This is a genomic window from Flexivirga meconopsidis, assembly GCF_026162425.1.
Taxonomy (GTDB): Bacteria; Actinomycetota; Actinomycetes; order Actinomycetales; family Dermatophilaceae; genus Flexivirga; species Flexivirga meconopsidis.
Genome location: NZ_JAOBQJ010000004.1, coordinates 324,666 through 347,068 on the forward strand (window position 1 = coordinate 324,666; position 22,403 = coordinate 347,068).

Annotated in this window: 24 protein-coding genes and 1 riboswitch; of the genes, 10 read left to right on the forward strand and 14 right to left on the reverse strand. The window is 70.5% G+C overall.

Translation table 11 applies throughout. The annotated features are described in order from the left end of the window. The first annotated feature begins 3 nt into the window (after positions 1-3). From N2M23_RS15080 to N2M23_RS15090, 3 genes are all read left to right on the forward strand, one after another. Positions 4-585, forward strand: coding sequence for a GrpB family protein (locus tag N2M23_RS15080; protein ID WP_265446566.1), 582 nt, complete (start codon positions 4-6; stop codon positions 583-585). A 69-nt stretch (positions 586-654) separates the two neighbouring features. Continuing rightward, positions 655-1,104 (forward strand): thioredoxin, encoded by a 450-nt coding sequence (trxA, locus tag N2M23_RS15085; RefSeq protein WP_265446567.1) that lies wholly within the window; start codon positions 655-657, stop codon positions 1,102-1,104. A 92-nt stretch (positions 1,105-1,196) separates the two neighbouring features. After that, a riboswitch (guanidine-III (ykkC-III) riboswitch) is annotated at positions 1,197-1,267 on the forward strand. Positions 1,268-1,281: 14 nt separating this feature from the next. Beyond that, complete coding sequence (locus tag N2M23_RS15090; RefSeq protein ID WP_265446568.1) at positions 1,282-1,596, forward strand: DMT family transporter; 315 nt, start codon at positions 1,282-1,284, stop codon at positions 1,594-1,596. Between the two features lie 8 nt (positions 1,597-1,604). Here N2M23_RS15090 and N2M23_RS15095 read toward each other — a convergent pair whose 3' ends face one another. Continuing rightward, positions 1,605-2,564, reverse strand: a complete 960-nt coding sequence (locus N2M23_RS15095) for an FAD-dependent oxidoreductase (RefSeq protein ID WP_265446570.1) — start codon at positions 2,562-2,564, stop codon at positions 1,605-1,607. Between the two features lie 87 nt (positions 2,565-2,651). Here N2M23_RS15095 and N2M23_RS15100 point away from each other — a divergent pair, with 87 nt between their 5' ends. Then, positions 2,652-3,527 carry a hypothetical protein gene (locus N2M23_RS15100; RefSeq protein ID WP_265446572.1) on the forward strand — a complete coding sequence of 292 codons (876 nt, stop codon included), beginning with the start codon at positions 2,652-2,654 and terminating at the stop codon, positions 3,525-3,527. Here N2M23_RS15100 and N2M23_RS15105 read toward each other — a convergent pair. Beyond that, a complete protein-coding gene (locus N2M23_RS15105; protein WP_265446574.1) occupies positions 3,524-4,357 on the reverse strand; it encodes a uracil-DNA glycosylase in 834 nt (277 codons plus the stop codon). The genes N2M23_RS15100 and N2M23_RS15105 overlap by 4 nt on opposite strands. Positions 4,358-4,401: 44 nt before the next feature. On the opposite strand from N2M23_RS15105, the gene N2M23_RS15110 reads away from it, so the two are divergent. Then, positions 4,402-5,205: a PIG-L deacetylase family protein gene (locus tag N2M23_RS15110; RefSeq protein ID WP_265446576.1), complete on the forward strand. Its 804-nt coding sequence runs from the start codon at positions 4,402-4,404 to the stop codon at positions 5,203-5,205. Here N2M23_RS15110 and N2M23_RS15115 read toward each other — a convergent pair. Continuing rightward, a complete protein-coding gene (locus N2M23_RS15115) occupies positions 5,195-5,893 on the reverse strand; it encodes a class III extradiol ring-cleavage dioxygenase family protein (RefSeq protein WP_265446577.1) in 699 nt (232 codons plus the stop codon). The genes N2M23_RS15110 and N2M23_RS15115 overlap by 11 nt on opposite strands. Before the next feature lie 40 nt (positions 5,894-5,933). Between N2M23_RS15115 and folP the strand changes: the two genes are divergently transcribed. Further along, positions 5,934-6,800 carry a dihydropteroate synthase gene (gene folP / locus N2M23_RS15120; RefSeq protein ID WP_265446578.1) on the forward strand — a complete coding sequence of 289 codons (867 nt, stop codon included), beginning with the start codon at positions 5,934-5,936 and terminating at the stop codon, positions 6,798-6,800. A 12-nt stretch (positions 6,801-6,812) separates the two neighbouring features. On the opposite strand, the gene N2M23_RS15125 is transcribed toward folP, so the two are convergent. Genes N2M23_RS15125 through N2M23_RS15135 form a run of 3 tightly spaced genes read right to left on the reverse strand, consistent with a single transcriptional unit; the run spans position 6,813 to position 9,917 of the window. Beyond that, entirely contained in the window at positions 6,813-7,586 is a 774-nt protein-coding gene (locus N2M23_RS15125; protein WP_265446580.1) for a methyltransferase domain-containing protein, read from the reverse strand. A 32-nt stretch (positions 7,587-7,618) separates the two neighbouring features. Continuing rightward, positions 7,619-8,995: a DNA polymerase IV gene (locus N2M23_RS15130; RefSeq protein WP_265446582.1), complete on the reverse strand. Its 1,377-nt coding sequence runs from the start codon at positions 8,993-8,995 to the stop codon at positions 7,619-7,621. Positions 8,996-9,038: 43 nt separating this feature from the next. Next, a complete protein-coding gene (locus tag N2M23_RS15135) occupies positions 9,039-9,917 on the reverse strand; it encodes a helix-turn-helix domain-containing protein (protein ID WP_265446584.1) in 879 nt (292 codons plus the stop codon). A 143-nt stretch (positions 9,918-10,060) separates the two neighbouring features. On the opposite strand from N2M23_RS15135, the gene N2M23_RS15140 reads away from it, so the two are divergent. Continuing rightward, a complete protein-coding gene (locus N2M23_RS15140) occupies positions 10,061-11,143 on the forward strand; it encodes a dienelactone hydrolase family protein (protein WP_265446586.1) in 1,083 nt (360 codons plus the stop codon). Here the strand turns inward: N2M23_RS15140 and N2M23_RS15145 are convergent. The 3 genes from N2M23_RS15145 to N2M23_RS15155 are packed head-to-tail and all read right to left on the reverse strand — an operon-like array spanning position 11,140 to position 15,096. Beyond that, entirely contained in the window at positions 11,140-12,189 is a 1,050-nt protein-coding gene (locus N2M23_RS15145; protein WP_265446587.1) for a glucose 1-dehydrogenase, read from the reverse strand. The genes N2M23_RS15140 and N2M23_RS15145 overlap by 4 nt on opposite strands. Before the next feature lie 17 nt (positions 12,190-12,206). Further along, on the reverse strand, positions 12,207-14,306 hold the full coding sequence (locus N2M23_RS15150) for a RecQ family ATP-dependent DNA helicase (protein ID WP_265446589.1): 2,100 nt from the start codon (positions 14,304-14,306) through the stop codon (positions 12,207-12,209). 34 nt (positions 14,307-14,340) lie between these two features. Next, positions 14,341-15,096: a lysophospholipid acyltransferase family protein gene (locus N2M23_RS15155; protein ID WP_265446591.1), complete on the reverse strand. Its 756-nt coding sequence runs from the start codon at positions 15,094-15,096 to the stop codon at positions 14,341-14,343. A 153-nt stretch (positions 15,097-15,249) separates the two neighbouring features. Here N2M23_RS15155 and N2M23_RS15160 point away from each other — a divergent pair, with 153 nt between their 5' ends. Both N2M23_RS15160 and N2M23_RS15165 read left to right on the forward strand, forming a co-directional pair. Beyond that, positions 15,250-16,287, forward strand: coding sequence for an LLM class flavin-dependent oxidoreductase (locus N2M23_RS15160; RefSeq protein WP_265446593.1), 1,038 nt, complete (start codon positions 15,250-15,252; stop codon positions 16,285-16,287). 9 nt (positions 16,288-16,296) lie between these two features. After that, complete coding sequence (locus N2M23_RS15165; protein WP_265446595.1) at positions 16,297-16,836, forward strand: YbhB/YbcL family Raf kinase inhibitor-like protein; 540 nt, start codon at positions 16,297-16,299, stop codon at positions 16,834-16,836. 66 nt (positions 16,837-16,902) lie between these two features. Here the strand turns inward: N2M23_RS15165 and N2M23_RS15170 are convergent, their stop codons facing one another. From N2M23_RS15170 to N2M23_RS15190, 5 genes are all read right to left on the reverse strand, one after another. Continuing rightward, a complete protein-coding gene (locus N2M23_RS15170; RefSeq protein WP_265446596.1) occupies positions 16,903-18,201 on the reverse strand; it encodes a hypothetical protein in 1,299 nt (432 codons plus the stop codon). A 43-nt stretch (positions 18,202-18,244) separates the two neighbouring features. Then, the gene (locus N2M23_RS15175) at positions 18,245-19,093 is read right to left on the reverse strand and encodes a TrmH family RNA methyltransferase (protein ID WP_265446597.1); all 849 of its coding nucleotides are present in this window, start codon (positions 19,091-19,093) and stop codon (positions 18,245-18,247) included. 52 nt (positions 19,094-19,145) lie between these two features. Continuing rightward, the gene (locus N2M23_RS15180) at positions 19,146-19,847 is read right to left on the reverse strand and encodes a restriction endonuclease (RefSeq protein ID WP_265446599.1); all 702 of its coding nucleotides are present in this window, start codon (positions 19,845-19,847) and stop codon (positions 19,146-19,148) included. A gap of 79 nt (positions 19,848-19,926) precedes the next feature. Continuing rightward, on the reverse strand, positions 19,927-20,700 hold the full coding sequence (locus tag N2M23_RS15185; RefSeq protein ID WP_265446600.1) for a sulfite exporter TauE/SafE family protein: 774 nt from the start codon (positions 20,698-20,700) through the stop codon (positions 19,927-19,929). Positions 20,701-20,708: 8 nt separating this feature from the next. Then, positions 20,709-21,521: an ABC transporter ATP-binding protein gene (locus tag N2M23_RS15190; RefSeq protein WP_265446602.1), complete on the reverse strand. Its 813-nt coding sequence runs from the start codon at positions 21,519-21,521 to the stop codon at positions 20,709-20,711. Between the two features lie 90 nt (positions 21,522-21,611). Between N2M23_RS15190 and N2M23_RS15195 the strand changes: the two genes are divergently transcribed. Then, the gene (locus tag N2M23_RS15195; RefSeq protein WP_265446603.1) at positions 21,612-22,370 is read left to right on the forward strand and encodes a hypothetical protein; all 759 of its coding nucleotides are present in this window, start codon (positions 21,612-21,614) and stop codon (positions 22,368-22,370) included. Positions 22,371-22,403 lie beyond the last annotated feature (33 nt).

The following is a 22,403-nucleotide window of genomic DNA, read 5'->3' on the forward strand; positions in this document are numbered from 1 at the left end:
CGGATGCCCTTCCCGGACGAGGAGTTCGCGCGGCGGGTGATCGTCTCGCCATACAACGTCGGCTGGGCGGCCGAAGGGATCGATCTCGCCGATCGACTGCGCGGGCTGATGCCCGATGCTCTCGCAGTGGACCACATCGGCTCGACCGCTGTGCCCGGACTGCCTGCCAAGGACTGTCTCGACATGATGGTGCGGGTGGCCGACATCGATGCGATTGAGGTCGACTCATTGCGACGAGAAGGTTTTCGGCTGCGGCCGGAGCCGTGGAACCGTGACGAGCAACTGGACGGCCGGATCTGGCCGAAGCTGGTCTTTGCTCCTCCGGTGGGCGGCAGGTCGATGAATGTGCATATCCGGCAAGTGGATTCGGCCACTGCTCGTTACGCCCTGCTCTTCCGGGACTTTCTTCGCGCCGACGACGCATGCCGCCAGACCTGGGGAGCCTTCAAGGAGCGGCTGGCCGAGAGCGTGCCGACCGACCTCATGGCGTACGGACAGGTCAAGGCAACCGCGCAACCACTACTGATGACGGCCGCAGAGGCCTGGGCCGCGCGCACGGACTGGCGCCCCACCGTCGCCGAATGACCGTTCGTCGGCGCAAGAGGCCTCTCCCGCACTAGCATTGCGGCACCGAGTTGCTCCGGGAGGTTACGCATGGCCAGCACCGACGGCACCGTCATCAAGTGTCCGCACTGCGGCACGGCAAACCGGGTGCGCCCGATCGCCAAGGGCATTCCGCGGTGCGCGAAGTGTCACAGGCCGCTGCCATGGGTGGTGACCGCCGACCAGAGCAGCTTCGACGCCGAGACGACGAGTTCGGTGCCGGTGCTGGTCGACTTCTGGGCACCGTGGTGCGGTCCCTGCCGGATGATCTCGCCCGTGCTCGAGAAGCTCGCCGCCCGTTACGCCGGCAAGCTCAAGGTCGTCAAGGTCAACGTCGACGAGAATCCCGCGCTCGCCCAGCGGTTCGAGGCGCTCAGCATCCCGCTGCTGGTGCTCATCGAGGACGGCAAGCCGGTCGACCGGCAGGTCGGCGCCGTCCCCGAGTCGCAACTCGTGGCGTGGATCAAACCCCGGCTCGGTGCCAAAGCGGCGGCCGACTGACCGTCAGGGTTGGCGCGAGCGGGACCGGCATACTCGCCCGAAGCGGCCGAGTGCGCCGATTTGCCCGCCGCGCACGCACGTGCGAGCCTCGAACCAGGCCGCCCTCATGGGCTCGGCCCCGGACGAGCGGCGTCGTACCCGGACAGCGACAAGACGACTCCTTGGAGGAGTGCTGTCATGTCCTGGATCATTCTCGTCGCCGCCGGAGTCCTCGAAGCCGTCTGGGCCACGGCCCTCGGCAAATCGGAGGGCTTCACCCGCCTCTGGCCGTCCGCCGTCTTCGTCGTCGCGGTCGTGCTCAGCATGGGCGGTCTCGCCTACGCCATGCGCGACCTGCCGACCGGCACGGCATACGCGGTCTGGACCGGCATCGGCGCCTCGCTCACCGTCATCTACGCGATGGCGACCGGCGAGGAACCTGCGACGCTGGTGCGCATGCTGCTGATCGGCGGCATCGTCGCGTGCGTCGCCGGACTGAAATTCCTGCACTGAGCGGCGCCTCAGGGCGCGAGAGTCGCCAGCCGCATGACGCCCGCCGACCCTGCCCGCGCCAGCTGCGTCGCAGGCAGGCGACGCGCCTCCCACCGCCACAGGTCGTGGCCGAAATTAAGGGCGGCGGCGAGGGTGCCCGCGTCGACGATCGCCGTGCACGCGCCACGCCCCAGGTTGGGCAGCATCGCGTGCGCGGCATCCCCGATCACCAGATAGCGATCGCGCACGTAGCGATGCATCGGTGGGGTCACCCAGAGCCGCGTGGCGAGCGTCTCCGGGCCGGCTTCCTCCAGCAATCGCCGTATGACGGGAGCCGCGTCCGCGAAGCGCTCCCGCGTCTCGCCCACTGCGTCGGCCGCGAGCAGCGGCTCGGTCAACTCGCTGCGGTGCGCGGTGAACCAGTAGGTCCGCTCCCCCGGGATCGCGGCGACTCCGGCGAGCAGGCCACGCCCCCAATATTCGCCGATGTCAGTGGTTTTCGGCGCGCCAGGTGCAATCCCTCGCAGGGTCAGGTAGCCGGTGTCGATCCGCTCCGCGGCCGAGCGTTGCACCAGGCCACGCACCCGGCTGCGCACGCCATCGGCGCCGACCACCAGGTCCGCGTCCAGCGCGGCCGGGTCGGTGACTTCCTCGGTGATGCGCCGCACGCTCGCCGGCACCGCCGCGTCGAGGGCGGCGAGCAGCGCCGGCCGGTCCACCAGAGCAGGCCCGGCCGCCCGCAGTCGCGCCCGGCGCCGCCCGTCGACGGCGAAGAGACTCCCCTGGGTCGCGCGATCAACCGGCGACGGCAACGCGCCGATCCGGCGCAACACGCGTCGGGCGCCCGACCAGAGGCCGAGTGCGCTGCCGAACCCGGCCCGGAATGGCTCGGCCTCGTGCACGACGACCTCGAACTGCCGCGGATCGAGCGCGGCCGCGAGCGTCAGCCCGGCGATGCCGCCGCCGACGATCGCGATGCGAGTGGTCACGGTCGCCCACCCTAGTGCCCGCTCCGCACCTGTTCTATTTCTGACTCAAGGCACTAGTGCGGGGCCGGACCCTAGAATGAGCGCGCCTTGAGTAGCCACCGAGATCCCAACCTCACCAGCGCGATTCGCAATCGACGGTCGCCGCTGCGACGATTCCTGGACCAGCACTTCGGCGACGTCCGGGCGCTGCAGGCCGACTATCGCGACCGCGCCAGCACCCTGCTCGTCCCCGGTGGACCTGCCGACCCGGCGGCGATCGGCGCCGCCTTCGACTTCGGGGTGCGCTTCGCGCTCGACGCCGACTACGTCCCGGAGATCGCCTATTACGGGTTTGCCGGCCTGCCGCCCTGCCTCGACGCGATCGCGCAGGTGGTCGAGGTCGCGCAGCAGACGTCGCCCACGTCGGCCGAATCCGTCTCTGCCTGTTGGGCGCTCGCCCTCACCACCAGCGTCTACCGCGAAGGCGGGGTGCCGCCGGACTCACCGCTGGTGCCCCTGCTGCGCACCCAACGCTTCACCGCCGACACCCTGCTCCGGCTCGCCTCACCCGACGCGCGCCGCCAGCTGCAGAAGCTGGCCGCGATCGCCGGCGAGCGACTGCTGCCTGAGCTGCTCCCGCCATACAACCTGGGGCCGACGTTCGCGGCGTCGCGCCTCATGCCGGCCGACGCCGATCTCATCGCGGGCGGTCTCCTGCTCGACCTGAAAACCCGCCTGGGACGGCGTGATCCGCGCACGCACGCCCGCATCGACAGGCTGCCGCGCACCGACATCTACCAGCTCGTGGCCTACGCGCTGTTCGACCGCACCGACGACCACCGCATCGATGCCATTGGCATCTACTCCGCCCGCTATGGGTCGCTGGTCCGCTGGCCGCTCACCGACGCACTCGCCACGCTCGCCGGCGAGCCGGTCGACCTGCCCGCGGCGCGGGACGCCGTCTGGCGGCTGCTCAGCGCCTAGCCGAGCTCACGCACCCGCGCGATCACGTCGTCGAGCATCTGCTCGGTCAGCTTGCCGGTGAAGGTGTTCTGCTGACTGACGTGGTAGCTGCCGATCAGTTGCACCGCCCGCCCGTCGGCTGTGGTGAGCGTGGCCGTCGCACCGTGCCCGAACTTCGGCTTCGGCCGCGGCACCTGCCAGCCGGCCGCCCGGGCAGCCGCCAGCGCCGCGTCCCAACCGAACGACCCGAGCGCCAGTATGACGCGCAGCCGCTCCTGCGACAGGTGCAGCTCGCGCACCAGCCACTGCCCGCAGGTGTCGCGCTCCGTCGTCGTCGGTTTGTTCGCCGGTGGCGCACAGTGCACGGCCGCCGCGATGCGAATCCCCTTTAGTGCCAGGCCATCTCCCGCAGCCTCCGAGGTCGGCTGAGTGGCGAAGCCGCCGCGATGGAGCGCGGCGTAGATCCAGTCGCCCGACCGGTCACCGGTGAACATCCGGCCGGTCCGGTTGGCGCCGTTGGCAGCCGGTGCGAGACCGACGATCAGCCGCGTCGCATCCGGGTCTCCGAAGTCGGGGGTCGGTCGACCCCAGTAGGGCTCACCGGCGAAGGACCTGCGCCGGCCGGTCGTGGCCACCTCCTCCCGCCATGCGACCAGGCGGGGGCAGGCCCGGCATACCGAGATGAGCGTGCCGAGCTCGGGCACCGAGTCGGCAGTGCGGGCAAGCCGGGCGACATCTCGGGCGTTCCGGGCGACCGGTGTGTCGGCGTCGGCGGTGTCGCCGGGCCAGCCAGTGCCGGGAGGCACCGGGGACGCGAACTGTTGCCCGGTGAGGGGATGCGGTTCCGGCATACCTCGGCCTCCTCGGTGTCGGTCGTCGCTGTCAGGATGTGCGGGTGTCGACCATTGTGTTCTTCCACGCCCATCCGGACGACGAAGCATCCCAGACCGCCGGCGCGATGGCGAAAGCCAGCGACGAGGGCCACCGCGTGGTCGTCGTCTACGCCACCGGCGGCGAGCATGGCGAGGTGCCCGACGACCTCGCGCCCGGTGAGACCCTCCGCGACCGACGTCGCGCCGAGGCGGAGCAGTCCGCGCGGGCCACCGGCACCGCGCGGGTTGCCTGGCTCGGCTACCACGACTCCGGGATGACCGGCTGGGAGCAGAACGCCGCACCCGACTCCTTCCACTGCGCACCGGTCGACGAGGCTGCCACCCGTCTCGCCGCGATCCTCGACGACGAGCGCGCCGACGTGCTCATCGGCTATGACTGGCACGGCAACTACGGTCATCCCGACCACGTGAAGGTGCACGCGGTGACCTACCGGGCCACCGAGCTGGCCGCGCGGTCACCGCGCGTGCTGGAGGAGACCGCCAACCGCGATGCGCTGCGTGCTGCCGTGCAGGCCGCCAAGGCGGCCGGGCTCGACCTTCCCTTCGACCCGGACGGTCCGATGGACGACGGCAACCCGATGGGCACTCCGGAAGCCGAAATACATTGGGCTGTCGACGTTTCCGACTACCTCGATCGCATCCGCGCGTCGATGGAGGCGCACCGCAGTCAGGTCTCCGACATCGGCGGCTTCATGAGCATGCCGAAGGAGGTCTTCGACGGCAGCTTCGGCACCGAATACTTCGTCGAGCGCGGCCGTCCGGCCGGCATGGTGCACGGCTGGTTCCTGGACGACGCTAACGCGTGAGGTCCCAGGTCGCCACGTGGTAGCGCACCCCGAACGGTGCGTCGCTGTAGAGCAGGTCCGCCGTCACGCGGGCTCCGTCGACCGCGCCCGCGAGCACCTGCCACGGCGCGCGTCCGCCGGCGTGCACCCCGTCGCACTCGGTCGCGTCCAATGCGGCCAGCGGCGCGGTGTCCCCGGCGGCAAGGGCGCGCCGCACCTCGGTGTCTACCCGATGGTCGGTGTGGTCGGTGCCGTCGCCCGGCTCCCAGGTGAAGCTGCCGCTGCCGAGCACCAGCAGCGTGTCGGTGTCCGCGGCGAGTTGCGTGCCGAGCACGGCGCACTCTTGCGCCGACGCGTCGGGGCCGACGAGTTGCACCGTCATACCCGGCAGCCGGGCGGTCTCGCGCAGCCACGCAGCGACCAACAGGGCCGGCTCCGGGTTGTCCTCGTGCGCGCTCGGCGCCTCCGACAGACCGAGCTCCCCCTCACGTCCGTATGACGCCAGCCGCGCACCGGTGCCGGTGCCGATCAGCCGGCTGCGCTCCCCCGGGCCGACCGCGGTCCAGCGGCCTCCGGGGCCGTCGGGGTCGCCGGGGCCGACCGCACGGATCATCGCGTCACGAACCGTCTGCAGCGCGGGTGAGCCGGCTCCGCCCAGCGCAGGCACGAGCGCCGGGGCGTCGGGGACGATGACGGCACGGCGCAGCACGTCAGCAAGGGTAAGCGGTGCCGGTGATTACGCTGCGCACATGCCGATCAGCTTCCGCGGGCGCCCGACCCGGACCGACCGCGCCCTGATCATGGCGATCGTGAACCGCACGCCCGACTCGTTCTACGACCGCGGGGCGACCTTCGCCGACGACGCCGCCCTGCGTGCCGCGGAGGCCGCAGTGCGCGACGGTGCGGACATTCTCGACATCGGCGGGGTCAAGGCCGGTGTCGGCGACGACGTCGACGTCGCCGAGGAGACCCGGCGGGTGGTGCCGTTCGTGGCGTCGTTGCGCGAACGCTTCCCCGACGTCGTCATCAGCGTCGACACCTGGCGGCACGAGGTCGGTGCCGCAGCCTGCGACGCGGGAGCCGATCTGCTCAACGACACCTGGGCCGGTCATGATCCCGAACTCGCAGATGTGGCAATCGAATTCGGCGCCGGTTACGTCTGCTCACACACCGGTGGAGCCACGCCGCGCTCCCGCCCCTACCGGGTGCGCTATGACGATGTCGTGGCCGACGTCATCGCCGACACCACGGCCCGCGCCAAGTCGCTCGTTGCGCGCGGGCTGCCGAGGGACGGCATCCTGCTCGACCCGACGCACGACTTCGGCAAGAACACCTGGCACTCGCTGACCCTCACCCGGCGGCTCGACGAACTCGTCGCGACCGGTTGGCCGGTGCTGGTGGCGCTGTCCAACAAGGACTTCGTCGGTGAGGCGCTCGGCGGTCTGCCGCCCGGTGAGCGGCTGGTCGGCACCCTCGCCGCGACCGCGCTGTCGGCCTGGCACGGCGCCTCGGTTTTCCGGGCGCACAACGTCGCGGAGACCCGGCAGGCGCTCGAGATGGTCGCGGCGATCCAGGACCGGCGCACTCCCCCACAGGTCACCCGCGGCCTGGCGTGACGCCCGCAGCCGTCAGCCGCGGAGGTCCCCTGCGGGTTTGTGGGCGCGCACCAGCAGGCGCGTCGAGTGCGCGACAAAGGCACCGTCCCGCCGGATCAGCGCGTCCAGCTCGCGGAGCGTGCCGGCATACCGCTCGGAGCTGAAGTCGGGCACCCACCAGACCAGCTTGCGCAGCGTCCAGGCGACCGCACCGATGTCGAAGAACTCGAGGAGACAACGCGCGCTGCGGATCTCGTCGACCACCAGGCCGGCAGCGGTGGCACCGGCTCGGTCTTGGTCGGCACTGCGCGCGCGACGGACCTCTTCCGGCAGCGGCCCCAGGAACCGCTCGATGAGTTCGAAGCCGGATGCCGGCCCGACGTGCTGACCGAGGTAGCGGCCTCCGGGCACGAGCACCCGGTCGATCTCGGCCCAGTTGGTCCACACCGGGTGGCGGGCGCTGACCAACTGGAAGCTCGCATCGGCGAACGGCAGCGGTGCGTCCTGGTCGGCGTCCACCACCTCGACGCCACGTGGTGCCAGCGCCTTTCGCGCACGCTCGAGGTTGGGTGGCCAGCCTTCGGTGACGGCCATCCGGCGCGGCAGCAGGGGCGCCTCGCCGACGACCTCACCGCCGCCGGTCTGCAGGTCCAGCGCCGAGTCGGCGCCCGCCAGCGCGTCGGCCAGCAAGCCCGCGTAGCCCCAGGGTGGTCGCTCCTCGGTCGCTCGGCCGGTGAGCCAGTCGAAGCCCCAGCCGCTGACGTCGGCGGCATCGGCCTCGGCGACGAGATCCTCATAGCTGCGCATCAGTCCATCGTCGGGCACCGGTCAATCGGATTTCACCACTGCGGTGGCTCGGCGACCGAAAGCTGCGGATCGTCGGCGGCGAAGGTGCGCACCCTGCCGGGTTCGCTACGCGGGCCCTCGAACCGCACGGTCACCCTGCCGAGACCGCTGCCCCAGACCCAACCCGCGCCGTGCTCGGTGTGCGCGACGTCCTGCCCCGGCCACCAGGAGGGCGGGCCGCCACCGACGTAGGCGGCCGGGCCGGGCTTTCGTCGTACATCCCCTGCGGGCGTGGCCGGCACCTCGGCGTCGTCGTCGATGCCGAGCGGCAGCGGGTCGGCGAGCTCTTGCTGATCGTCGAACCGCAGCCGCTCCTGCGAGTGGGTGCTCAACCCGGAGACGCCAACTCCGAGCAACCGCAGGCCGTTCGAGACGTCGACGCCGTCGAGCAACCGGCGTGCGACATCCAAGATCACGCCGGCGTCACCCGTCGGGTGCAACAACGTCTCCGACCTGGTCTGCGTCGAGAAGTCGTGTTGTCGCGCCTTGATCGTGATCGTCCGGGCGAAGGCGGCCGACTGTGCGAGGCGTGCGGCAGTCCGCCGGGCGAGGCTGGTCAGCTCGGCCTCGAGCACCGACCGGTCCACCACGTCGGTCTGGAAGGTCTCCTCGGCCGACACGCTCTTGGCCTCCCGTTCGACGACGACGTCGCGGTCGTCCCGGGCGCGGGCGAGCTCGTGCAGGCTGCCGCCGTGGGCAGTGCCGAAGATGCTGACCAGGTCGGTGCGCTCCATGCGTTGCAGATCGGCGACCGTCTCGACTCCGAACGTGCGCAACCGGGCTGCAGTCATGGGGCCGATGCCGGCGATCACCCGCACCGACAGCGGGGCGAGGGTCTCCAGCTCGCGGCCCGGGGGTATGACGACCAGGCCTTGCGGCTTCTCGAGGTCGGAGCCGATCTTGGCCAGCATCTTGGAGGAGGCGATGCCCGCGGAAGCGGTCAATCCGCCTGTCGCATCGCGGATTTGGTCGATCAGCTGGTGCGCGGCAGCGCGGACACCATCGGTCGACAGGTCGGTCAGGTCACCGGCGGCGAGGTCGACATACGCCTCGTCGACGCTGACCTGCTCGACGATCGGTGACAGCTCGTGCAGCAGCTCCATGACGATCCGGCTCGACTTGCGGTAGGCGTCACCGCGTGGGTGCAGGAACGCCGTGCCCGCCGGGCAGCGCCGTCGCGCCTCGGCGGTCGGCATCGCCGACCGGGCACCGAAAACCCGCGCCTCGTAGGACGCGGTCGCGACCACGCCGCGCGGGCCGATGCCGCCGACGCAGACCGGCTTGCCCCGCAAAGACGGCTTGTCCCGCTGCTCCACCGCGGCGAAGAATGCGTCGAGATCCAGGTGGAGGATGCTCGCCGTAGAACGCACCGCGCCATTGTCGCCGAGAGCACTGACAACGTCGGGCGAGCCCTCAGTCGGAGGCGACCGCCGAGCGGCCAGCGGCTCGATCGACAGAGGGGGCGTCGAGCGAGGCGAGGATCCGCAACTGGTCGTGGGCGGCGCTGCCCGGCGGGGCGTGGAAAACCACGAGTCGGAGCGCGCGATCCTCCGGCAGCTCGAGGTTTTCGTAGTCCAGGTCGAGGGCGCCCACGGCGTCGAGCCAGAAGCGCTTCGTGCCGAAGGAACGTTCGGCGACGTCCCGGCCGCGCCAGAGCCGGGCGAAGTGGTGTCCATCGGTCATCAGGTCGGACACCAGCTGCTCCAACTGCTCGTCGTGCGGGTAACGCGCTCTGGCAACGCGCAACTGTCCGACGGTTGCCTCCGCGATCTGCGGCCAGTCGCGATACCTGCGCATGCTCTCGGGATCGGCGAACAGAAACCGGGCCAGGTTTGCCTGATGCGCGCTGTCGAAATCGAAGAACACCGCCTTGGCGAGGCGGTTGGCGCCGAGCACGTCGAAGCGGTGGTTGGACACCAGTGCCGGCCCGGGCATGGCGTCCAGTAGTCCACGCAACTGCGGCCGGAGCGACCGGCTAGCCGACCTTTGACGTGTTGCCTTCGCCCGGTGCGGCACCGGTGCCGCCAGCTGCCGCAGGTGCGCCAGCTCGATCGGACTGAGGCCGAACACGGCGGCGATCGAGTCGAGCACGGCCGGCGAGGGCGACCGGGCGATGCCGCGTTCGAGGCGGGCGTAGTACTCGCTGCTCACCCCGATCAACTGCGCAGCTTCTTCGCGGCGCAGTCCGCTCACCCGGCGGCGGGCGGTGACGACCACGCCGTGGTCGGCAGGCTGTTGGCGAGCTCGCAGGTGGGTGAGGAACGCCCCGAGCTCGTTGGTCGCCACCGCCATGCCGAGAAGTGTCGTCGGGAGCGGTCACCGCCCGCAAGGGACCTGGCAGTACGCGTATCGACCGGGCCTTCCGGGTCGCCGGTCGGGCCGACCACGGTGGAGCCGTCCACGACGTGCAGCACGCCGACGAGGAGTCGCAAATCATGTGCCATTCCAGCCAGTCCCAGCCGCCCAGCCCGCCGGTGGTCACTCCGACCGAGGATCACGGAGAGTTCTTCCTCAGCACCGCCGCCGGCGTGCGCAGCGTGGCCTACGAAGCCCATCCGGCAGCACCGAGCCGGCGCGGCGTGGTCATCCTGCCCGACGTGCGCGGTGCACACGAGTTCTACCGCCGGCTGGCCGTGCGCTTCGCCGAGGCCGGTCTGCACGCGGTCGTGGTGGACTATTACGGGCACCTGACCGACGACCCCGCGAGGGACGACGACTTCGACTGGCAGGCGAAGCTGCCGAAGGTGGATCCCGCCACGGTGCAACCGGTCGTCGCCGCGGCGTTGGACGCCCTGGCCCGGCACAAGGTGCGCGACGCCTACACGGTCGGCTTCTGTTTCGGCGGGAGCCAGTCCTGGCTGTTGTCCGCCTCGGACCTGCCGCTGGCGGGAGTCGTCGGTTTCTACGGCAATCCGGATCTTGTGCAGCCGGAGCTGGACCGGCTGCACCGCCCGATGCTGCTGTTGGTCGCGGGAGCGGACGTTGCCACCTCCCGGGACCGCTCCGAGCAGTTCGAACGGGACCTGACCGAGGCAGGCGTGCCGCACCAGCAGCAGGTGTATGACGGTGCGCCGCACTCGTTCTTCGATCGCTCCGCCTCCGAGTGGGCCGCGGCAAGTCGGGACGCGTGGGAGCGGGTGCTCGCCTTCATTGCCGAGCACGCGACGCCGGCGTCCGGCGACGCGGAGTCTGCACAGGAACTGCGTGCCCCGGCATACACAACCCTCGAACGGGTGCTGCCCGATCTCGGCAGATACGCCCGGGAGTTCGCGCACGAGACCGTCCTGCACCGCTCCGGGCTGTCCCGCCGCGACCGCGAACTGGTGGTCCTCGGTGCATTGATCGCACTCGGCGACAGTGGCCGCCAGCTCCGGGCGCATGCCGCCGCGGCCCGCGAACAGGGCGTGACCGCAAAGGAATTGGGCGAGGTTGTCCTGCAGGCATTGCCGTATGCCGGGTTCCCGCGGACCATCAATGCCGCCCTCGGTCTGGCCAACCAGCTCGACCCTGCCGACTAGCCGAGGGTGATGACGACCTTCACGTCATCCGGCTGCTTGGTGAAGGCGTCGGCATACTGCTCCAACGGGACCCGGCGGGTGATCAGCCGCTCGAGCCAGGAACGGTCGGCGTCGGCCAGCGCCTTGGCGGCAAGCTCGTAGTGCCGCAGGTTGGCATTGACCGAGCCCACGATCGCGGCATTGCCGAGCACCGCGTCACGATTGATCGCACCCAGGTCGAGGTCGACCTTGTCGCCCGGGTTGGAGATGCCGGTGAGGACGGTCACGACATACGGCTTCGCGGCGGCGAGGACGGCGGCGATGACCGCGGTCGCTCCGGTGCCCTCGATGACCACGTCGGGTTTCACCGACTCGAGGACCTGGTCGATCGGCTCGGTGTGGTAGGTCGCGCCGAGGTCGGCGACCAGCCTCGGCTTCGGGCCGCCGGAGTTGCGGTCGAGCACGTGGACGTCGAGGCCGCGCTGGACGCCGATCATTGCGGCGAGCAAGCCGATCGGTCCGGCGCCGGTGATCAGCACCGACTTCGGCTCGAACCAGGCGCGGCCGCCGATCTTGTCGACCTGCTCCCACGCCTTGGCGACGATCGTGGTCGGCTCCATGAGCACGCCCACCGACTCCAGCGATGCGTCGAGCTTCACCGCGTGCTTGCTCTGCACCCGCCATTGCTGTGCTGCGAACCCGGCGACTTCCTTGATGCCGTGCTCGGTGTACTCACCGTTGCGGCACATGTCCCACTCCCCGTGAGCGCACGCGCCGCACGGCACCGGGTCGGGCATCCGGACGACGCCGACGATGAGGTCGCCGGGGGCGAAGCCGCTGCCGTCCGGCGCCTCCCGGACCCGGCCGAGGGATTCGTGACCGATGATCAGCCGATCGGAGCCGGGCGGGGCCCAGCCGTAGAGACCTTCGGCGAGTTCGTGGTCGGTGCCGCACACGCCGACCTGCAGGCCGTCGACGAGCACATCACCGAGGGCTTGATCGGGGTCGGGCATGTCCTGCACCGACAGCGAGTCCTTCTTCTGCGGAATGACCGTGAGAGCGCGCATGCGCCGACGGTATCGACCTAGCCCACGGTTCGGTGCAGCAGGAGTGGCAGGACGGCGGTCGCCCCCTGCTCGCGCAACGTGGCCGCAGCGACGGTGATCACCCAACCGGACGACGACTCATCGACGACCAACAACACGGCTTTGTCGGCAACGTCCGGAATGTCGCTCTCCCCCAGTGTTTTTCGCCAGAACGCCGCCTCGTCCGACGACGTCAGGTCGTCGGGCACGCGCACGTCGAGCGGCCAGGATGCCGTCGGCAGTCGGCCGACCGTGCCGAGATGGTCCGCCACACCCGACACCAGGTGCGGATGACCGGCTGCCGACAGCCCGATGATCACCTCGGGACGGGTCGCCCACGCGCCGCTCCAGCGGCTGAGGGTCGCGACCCCGGCCGCGAGCAGGTCTTGCGGTGGCGGCGCGTCCCGGCGTAGCGCACCGGCAAGCAGATCACCCCACTCGGCGGCGTCAGCGTGGACGATCACCCGGCCCTCGTCGGCGGCCAGCGCGGCGGGGATCTTGCCCCGCGCGCCGAACGATCCGCCGGGCCACATCTTGCGCGGCTCCAGCAGATGCTCTTCTGCGCGCAGCACCTCGCGCACCGCGGCCACCGTTTGTGGGTCGGCGGTCGCGCCGAGCGGCTCCGGCAGCTTGCCCAGGCACACCGAGCAGCGACCACATGGCTCGGCTTGCGGGTCGTCCAGCGACTGTTGCAGCAACTGCATCAGGCACTGCTCACCGCGCAGGTAGCTGCGCATGATGTCGGCTTCCCGGCGGCGGACTGCCAGCACCCCGTCGTAGTGCGCCTGGTCGAACTCCCACGCCGTGCCGGTGGCCCGCCAGCCGTCGGTCAGCCGCTCGGTGACGCCGTCCACCGCAAGCTGTTTGAGCAAGAGCTCGACCCGGCTGCGGCGCAGGCCGGTCTCGGCCTCCAGAGCCGGCACTGACATCGGTGCGTCGGCCGCTTCGAGCACGTCGAGCAGCCGGCGCACCTGCGGCTCCTTCGGGATCGTCGCGGTGGCGAAGTAGTCCCACACGGCGTCGTCGCCGGCCGACGGCAGCAGCGCGACGAGCGCGTGGTCGATCGCACGCCCGGCACGACCGACCTGCTGGTAGTAGGACACCGGTGACGGCGGCGCGCCGACGTGCACCACGAAGCCGAGATCCGGCTTGTCGTAACCCATGCCGAGTGCCGAGGTCGCGACCAGTGCCTTGACCCGGTTGGCGCGCAGGTCCTCCTCGAGCCGCTCGCGGTCGGCGCTGTCAAGGCCGCCGGTGTATGCCGCCACCGTCATACCGGGGGTGTCGGCATAGCGCCGCTGCAGCGCCTCGGTCAGGCGCTCCGCATCGGCGACGGTGAGCGTGTAGACGATGCCGGAGCCGGGCAACTGCGGCAGGTGGTCGACCACCCAGGCGTAGCGCTGCAGCGGGTCCATCATCGGCAGCACCGCAAGTTGCAGGCTCGACCTGGCCAGCGGTCCGCGCAACACCACGGTGTCGTCGCCGAACTGCTCGGCGACATCGGTCACTACCCGCGAGTTGGCGGTCGCGGTTGTCGCCAGCACCGGCGTCTGCGGGTTGAGCCGCCGCAGCACGTCGGTCACCCGTCGGTAGTCGGGCCGGAAGTCGTGGCCCCAGTCCGACACCGAGTGTGCCTCGTCGATCACCACCAGACCGAGCGAACCGGCCAGCGACTCCAGCACCCGGGCGCCGAAGCCGGGATTGGCCAATCGCTCCGGCGACACCAGCAACACGTCGATCTCACCGGCGGCCAGGTCGTCCTCGATCTGTTGCCAGGCATCGAAATTGGAGCTGTTGAGCGTCGCCGCCCGCAGGCCGGCGCGCTCGGCGGCGGCCACCTGGTCGCGCATCAGCGACAGCAGCGGCGACACCACGAGCGTCGGCCCGCCGCCGGCGCGTCGGATCCACGAGGTGGCGATCCAGTAGACCGCCGACTTGCCCCAGCCGGTCGCCTGCACCACCAGCACCCGCGCGCCGGGCTGTGTCAGCGCCTGCAGCGCCTCCAGCTGCCCAGGCCGCAACCGCGCGTCCGGGCCGGCGAGCACGCCGAGCACGTCGGCGGCGGTGTCCTCGATCGTCGGTGCATCCACGGTGGTCATGCTCGCAGTCTGCGTGCGACCACCGACAAGCCCGTCAGCCGGCGGCCTTCCTGGCCGCCTTGCGCTCGGCCTCCGCACGCTCGATCTCGGCCGCCTGCTCCGGTGTCGGGGCGGTGCCACCCAGCCGCGCCGGGAGGTACTTCCGGTCGTCGCCGGTGAGCGGCTCGTAGGAGTCCTGAGCCTCGTGCAGCATGCCCTCCATCAGCGTGCGCAGCCGCGCGGTCTCGGCGTCCGCGTCGGCACCCGCCGGGATGTCGATCGGGGCGCCGGTGGTGATGGTCACCGGCACCTTCGGCCGCAGCAGGGTCTTCTTGTGGTCCTTGGTCCAGACCCGCTGCGAACCCCAGATGATCATCGGTATGACGGGGACTCCGGCCTCCTGCGCCATCCGGACCGCGCCGCTCTTGAAGTCGCGCAGCTCGAACGAGCGGGAGATGGTGGTCTCCGGGAAGACACCGATCAGCTCACCGCGCTGCAACGCCGCCACCGCCTCCTGGTAGGCGCCGGCTCCGGCCGCCCGGTCCACCGGGATGTGCTTCATGCCGCGCATCAACGGACCCATCACCGGGTGGTCGAAGACCTCCTTCTTGGCCATGAACCGGACGATCCGCCCGACGTCGTGCGCCGGGTAGCCGCCGTAGGCGAAGTCGAAGTAGCCCACGTGGTTCATCGCGATCACCGCGCCGCCGGTGCGCGGGATGTTGTCCGAGCCGGTGCGCTCGAACTTCAGGCCCTGCGCGGCGAAGACGCCCAGCGCGAAGTTGATTACTCCCGAGTAGAGGGGTTCCATGCCGCGCACTGTAGTGGGTCGGTGGTCTCGATACGCCTCCTCCGCTTCGCTCCTCCGGCTACTCGACCAGCTCCCCCGGGCTACTCGACCAGCTCCCCCGGCTCCTGACGCGCCGGGTTGGAATGTCGCGCCGTCCGACGTGTTGCATCTGAGGTGACTGATGCGCTGCCGATTCCGCTGTCCGTGCTCGACCTGTCCCCCATCTCGACGGGACGCACCGCCTCCGACGCGCTGCACGAGTCGATCGAGTTGGCTCGGCATACCGAATCCCTTGGCTACGAGCGGTATTGGGTCGCCGAACACCACAACATCGCAAGCGTCGCAAGCACGTCGCCGACGGTGATGATCGCGACCATCGCGGCCGCGACGCAGACGATCCGGGTCGGGGCCGGCGGCGTCATGCTGCCCAACCACGCGCCGCTGCAGGTCGCCGAGACGTTCCGCGTGCTGGAGGCGCTGCACCCGGGACGCATCGACCTCGGCATCGGCCGGGCGCCAGGCACCGATCAACTGACCGCGTTCGCGTTGCGGCGCAGCCGCGAGGCGCTCACCGCCGACGACTTCCCGCAGCAATTCGCCGAACTCCGTGCGTATGTCGACGGATTCCCGGACGACCACCCGTTCGCGCCGATCAGCGCGCAACCGGTCGACGTGCCGCTCCCGCCGATCTGGATCCTCGGCTCCAGCCTGTATGGCGCTCAGGCCGCCGGACTGCTGGGCACGCCCTTCGCCTTCGCCGGTCATTTCGGCGACGCCGATCCGGGAGAGGCCTTCGACATGTACCGGCAGTCGTTCCGGCCCAACGGGCAGGACGGCGGGCTCACCGAGCCGCACAGCATGCTCGCGGTGTCCGCGATCGTGGCCGAAACACCTGCGCGGGCGGCCGCGCTCGAGCGCGCGGCTGCTCTGTCGACCGTGCGACTGCGGCAGAACCGGCCCGGGCCGCTTCCCACTCCGGAAGAGGCCGCGGCGCACGAGTGGACCCCGCAGGAGGAGGCGATCGTCGCCAAGCTGGGGCGTTTTGTCACAAGCGGCACCGGCCGCGAGGTCGCAGCGGGCATCCGGCGGCGGGCGCTGGCGTGCGGTGCGGACGAGCTCATGGTCACCACCAACGTGCACGACCCGGAGGAGCGGCAGGCGTCATACACGCTGTTGATGGAGGCGATGCGCGAGCGCGTGTCCGGTGAGTAGCGTGGGCCCATGGATCTCGAACGCCCCGAAGCACCCGACCCCTACACCCTTCTGCCGCAGGTGCCCTCGCTCGCGGTGACCAGTGAGTCGTTCGCCGACGGCGACACCATGCCGAACGAACAGGTCTACAACGACTGGGGATTCAGCGGCGAGAACAAATCCCCTCAGCTGTCCTGGAGCGGTGCTCCGGAAGGCACCACCGGTTATGTCGTGACCTGTTTCGACCCGGACGCACCGACCCCCTCCGGTTTCTGGCACTGGCTGCTGCTGGGCATCCCGGCCGATGTCACGTCGCTCGACGTGGGCGCGGGCAGCGGTGCGAACCTGCCGGAGGGCGCGTTCCACGTGCGCAACGACTTCGGCACCAAGGACTACGGCGGCGCCGCGCCGCCTGCCGACGTGCGGCCACACCGCTACATGTTCGCGGTGCATGCGGTCGGCGCAGATCTCGGCCTGGACGACAGCGCGACTCCGGCGGTCGCCATGTTCACCGCAGGAGGCAACCTGCTGGCCCGCGGCGTGATCACCGCGACCTACAACGCGAAGTAGTCTCGGGTAACCAGAGGAAGGGCCCTGCGGCATTTGCCGCAGGGCCCTTCCTCTCGTTGCTGCCGCTCAGCGGCCGTCGTTGCGTCGGTCCTGCAGGTCGTCGCGAACACCCTTGAGCCGGTCGACGAAACCGGGGCGACGCTTGCCGCCGCCCGGCTGTGCGTCGTCGCCACCGTCCTCGGGCGCGGCGTAGCCGTCGTCGGCCAGGTCGCGCTCGGAGGTCACGTGCCGGTCAGCACGCACTCCGTCGGACTGCGCCGCAACGCCGCCGTCCTCTGCCGCCGAGGTGTCCGAACGGTCGCTCCAGCTGGTCCCGGCGGCGCCGTTCGTCGCCGAGTGGCGTCCGCTGGTCTGGTCGTAGACCGGGGTGCCGGCGGCGTCCGATGCCGACCGATCCGGCGCCTGCGCGCCGGCCTGGGGCTGCTGGTCGTACGCGCCCTGACCGCTGGGGCGTGGCTGGTCGTATGACGGCTGACGCTGCTGCCCGGTCACCGAGTCCTGGCCGTACGACGAGGTCCGATCGGACGAGGTGTATTCCTGCTGCCCGGACGCCGAGTCCTGGCCGTACGACGAGCTCCTGTCGGACGAGGTGTATTCCTGCTGACCGGAGGCCGCGGTCTGGCCGTACGACGAGCTCGGGTCGTAGGTCGAACCGGACGGCGACTGCGCGTCGTACGGCTGATCGTCCGCACGCCGGTTGTGCGTGCCCCGCCCGGCGTCGGTCGCCGCATACCCGGCGCCGCTGCTCTCGTTGCCGGTGCCGGTGGTCTGCTGCTCGTAACCCTGCTGATTGGCAGCGCTGCGGTCATCGGTGCCGGTCTCATCGGCTCGAACACCCTCGGCATAGGTGTCGTCGGCACGCTGCCCGGCCACACCGCGCTCGTCGGCGATGTCGTCGCGGGCCCGGTCGTCGACCCCGCCGGCCGTCGCCGCGCCCGCCGGGGTCGCCTCGTCCCGGTAGCGCTCCTGCTTGGCCTCGTCTCGGGTGCCCTCCACGCGGCGCCCGTGCCGATCGGTCGGTGTGTCGGGGTCAAGCTCGTCGGCGCGGCGCAGCGTGTCGGCGTGGTCGCGTCGGACGGCCGCGGCGGTGTCCTGTTCGTACTGCGCCTCCTGCTCCAGCTCCTGGGCCTGCTGCTCCTTGGCATCGGCCTCGGCGCGTGCCCGATCGGCTCGCTCGGTCGCCGTCTCGGCGCGCTGCTGGGCTTCGGCCACCGTGGGCTCGCCCTGACGGGCCTGCTGCCGCAGCTGCTGCGCCTCTTCTCGGTGGGCGGCCACCCGCCGCTTGTTCATCACCATCGCGATGATCACCAGGATCGCGATGACGACCACGATGCCGATGATGATCCACCAGGTTGTTGCGTCCATGATCGTGCGCCTTTCGACGTAGCGGACAGTCTTCCGCCTGACGCTACTGCGAATTCGGCTCTCGCGGTTCACCCCGGTGGGTGGTCGGGCGTGTCGCCCACGCCACGACAGCCGTCGCAGCGGCGACATTGAGTGAGTCGACGCCACCGGCCATCGGGATGCGCACCACCTGGTCACTCACCTCCAACGTATGACGGGACAATCCGTCCCCTTCCGCGCCCAGCACCAGGGCGAGCCGCTCCGGCAGATCGGCGACCAGCTCGTCCAAGGTCACCGCATCCTCGGACAACGCTAGAGCCGCAACCGAAAACCCCTGCTCCCGCAGGGTTTTCGCCGCCTGCGGCCATGGTTCCACCCGGGTCCACGGCACCTGGAAGACCGTGCCCATCGACACGCGCACGCTGCGCCGGTAGAGCGGGTCCGCGCACCGCGGCGTGATCAGCACCGCATCGACACCGAGCGCAGCCGCCGACCGGAAGATCGCTCCGACGTTGGTGTGGTCGACGATGTCCTCCAACACCAGGACCCGCTGTGCATCGGCGACCAATTCGCCATACGGCCGGAGGGTGGGGCGGTGCATCGACGCCAGCGCGCCGCGATGCAGGTGAAATCCGGTCATGGTCTCGATGACGTCGGGATCACCGACATACACCGGCACCCCGTCACGATCGGCCTGGTCCACCAGGTCGGCGAGATCGGTCAGCCAGCGGCGCCCCATCAGATAGGACCGTGGCCGGTGTCCCGCCGCCAGCGCCCGGCGGATCACCTTCTCGCTCTCGGCGAGGTAGAGACCGTTCTCGGGTTCCAGCCGACGTCGCAGCGCGACGTCGGTGAGCCCGAAGTAGTCCTTGACCCGCTCGTCGGCGGGATCGGTGATGTCGATGACCGGCACGTCGGCCAAGGCTAGATCGCCGAGGGTGAGCGGAGCCGATCTGACCCCGCAACTACAAACGGGCGAAGAAGCCCGGATCCACGCGCTGCACGGTGACCCGGAACTCCGCGGCCAGGCCGAGGTCGTGCTGCAGCATGAGTTCGATCAACCGCGGACCGTCGATGACGGTGACCGCGGCGCCCAAACGTGCCGCAGCCGTGCGTGCCTCGGCAGTCAACACCGCGGTCGAGATCAGCAGCCCGTGCTCGAGGCCGGCCAACTGGGTGGCATCGACGAAGCCCTGCAGGTGCGAGCGATCGATCATCCATCGCGGCGGCAGCTGGACGGCGCGCAGCCAGAGGCGTTCGACGCCGAGCGGGTCCCGCGAGACCAGTCCCTCCGAAGCCGACCCGCTGCCGGAGATGGTGGTCGCGAGAGCGCCGAGGACGGTGTAACCGGTCCTGCGCAGCAGTTCCGCGACGAGGGTGCCGAAGGCGGCACCGGGCAGCGTGCCGACCACCTCGGCCAGGTTGTCGCCGAGCGCAACCCGATACTGCCGCAGGCTGCGGCGGACCTGCTCGAGCTCATCCAGCGCTGTAGTGGGCGCGAGCGTTGTCGTGGCCGGCCCGGAGGCGGTGGGTTCGGGGCGCACGGCCGGCCGGACCGGATGCGACATGGCCAGGCCGGCGCGAGGCATCGTGGAGGGCACCGCGGCAGGCACCGCGGCAGGCACCGTGGAGATGCCGTGCGTGCGGATCAGTTCATCGAAGATCATCGGGAGATCACCCGGGCTGGCAGTTCTTCAGCACGACGGGAGACTATCCGAACAGTTGACAAGTTTGCGGGATCTGGCGTCAGCCGAGGAGAAGTTGCCAGATCGCGACGACGCCGACGAGCACGATGAACGCCCGCAACGCCCACGGCGGCAGCCGGCGCCCGACGCTCGCGCCGATCAGTCCGCCGATCAGCGAGCCGAGGGCGATCAGTCCCGCCACGTCCCAATGCACCTTGTCGAACGCGACCACCAGGAAGGTCAACGCCGCGACCGCATTGACGACGGTGCCCAATACGTTCTTGATGCCGTTGATCCGTTGCAGCGGATCGGTCATCAACGCACTCATCAGGCCCATCAGCAGCACACCCTGCGCCGCGCCGAAATAGCCACCGTAGACACCGGCGCCGAACACCCCGATCGAGAGCAGCAGCCTGCCGCGCCCGGGGTCGTCGCCGGGTTCGTCGTGGTGCGCGGCCGCTGCCCGGCGCTGCAGCCACGGACCGATCAACACCAGGACGATGCCGACCAGGATCAGCGCAGGCACGATCGCCTTGAACGCCGAGGCCGGTAGCCAGATCAGCAGCAGGGCGCCGGTGACCGCGCCCAGGAAGGACATCGGTGCCAGCTGCCGCAACCGCTGCTTGGCATCGGACACCTCGGATCGGTAGCCCCAGGAGCCGGACACGCCACCGGCGACAAGACCGAGCGAGTTGGAGATGTTCGCACCCACCGGTGGGTAACCGAACGCCAACAGTGTCGGGAAGGTCACCAGCGTGCCGGACCCGACGATGGTGTTGATCGTGCCGGCGGCCACCCCCGCGAGGGTGATCAGCAGCGCCTGCGTCAGTGACAACGCAGCCCTCAGTGCGCGGCGTGGCGCGCAGCCGGAGCGGACACCGCCCGGGCAGTCCAGCGGTCGGCGTGCCGGTCGAGGGCCAGCGGCATACCGAAGGTCGCCGACAGGTTCTCGGCGGTCAGCGTCGCCTCGAGCGGACCCTGCGCGACCACCTTGCCATCCCGCAGCATCAGCACGTCGGTGAACCCGGCCGGGATCTCCTCGACGTGGTGGGTCACCAGCACGAGCGCCGGCGCCTCGACGTCCTGGGCGATCTCACCGAGCCTGGTGACCAGGTCTTCGCGGCCGCCGAGGTCGAGCCCCGCAGCCGGTTCGTCCAGCAGCATCAGCTCCGGATCCGTCATCAGCGCCCGGGCGATCTGCACCCGCTTGCGTTCGCCCTCGCTGAGCGTGCCGAAGCGGCGGTCGACCAACGCCCCCGCGCCCAACGCGTCAAGAAGCTCCGCGGCACGGCCGTGGTCGAAGTCGTCATACCGCTCTCGCCAGCGACCGACCATGCCGTATGCCGCCGTCACGACCACGTCGCCGACGCGTTCGGCGTTCGGGATGCGTTCGGCGATGCTGGCCGACGCCAGCCCGATGCGCGGTCGCAGTTCGAAGACGTCGACCGCGCCGAGCACTTCCTCGAGGATGCCCACGACGCCGGACGTCGGGTGCAGGCGCCCCGCAGCCAGCTGCAGCAGGGTGGTCTTGCCGGCGCCGTTGGGGCCGAGCACCACCCAGCGCTCGCCCTCCTCGACCTCCCAGTCGACACTGTCGAGCAGGCGTTTGCCGCCCCGCACCACGCTCACATCGGCGAGAGCCAGCACATCGCTCATGGCTCGAACCCTATTGCCTGCACCGTGATGGGCGTGCCAGTGGGGCGGGCCCGCGCGTCGGGTGTGCCCGGGCTCTTTACAGTGACGGGGATGTCGACGCTGCCCGCCTCCGTGCGCCTCAGCCTCTGGGTGACGGCTGCCTGGGCAGGACACGTCGACCTGGAAGAGGCCGTACGACGCGCGCTGCCGGATATCGACCACCTCACCGGTGACACCGAATACCTGCGCACCTGGCAGGACTTCGGCGAGCGGGTGCTCGCCTGTGCACTCCCCCGCTCCGGCGACCTGACCGGTATGCCGAGGGGCAACCCCGATCTGGTGGCCGCAGCCACCGAGGCCGGTGAATGTGTCTACGTGCCCGCGCTCGGTGGCGCGTTGGTGCCGACCGTCGAGATCTTCGGCCCCGAGGGCGACGAGGGTACGACGGTGCGGCTCACCGCGTTCGACAGCGCACCGACGCCGGCGCATGCGCTGGAGGCGCTGCACGAGTCGCAGATCGAACGCGAACTGCGCGGCCGACTGGCCCGTTCGACGCAGGCGTTGGAGCAGTTGGACGTGCAGCCGTTCGTCGGTTCGACGTTGCGCGCGACGGCCGACGACGTGGTCGCGTTGCGTGAGTGGGGGCTTCCGCCAGGTCTACCCGGCCGAGCCCTGCGCGTGCTGCAGACCGCCGGAACCGTGGGTGCCGCAGTCGATTTCGCGCTGACGCACTCGCCAGCAGTCGATCTCTCCTCCGACGCCGGCCGGCAGCGGGCGCTTCTCGACCTGCAGTCCGCGGCGGACACCGCGATGGCACAGGCGACGACTGCAGCGGCCCTCAACCTCGCCGGCATGCGGGCCGGCGACTGATCTCGATACGCCCTCCCCCGCTTCGCTCCTCCG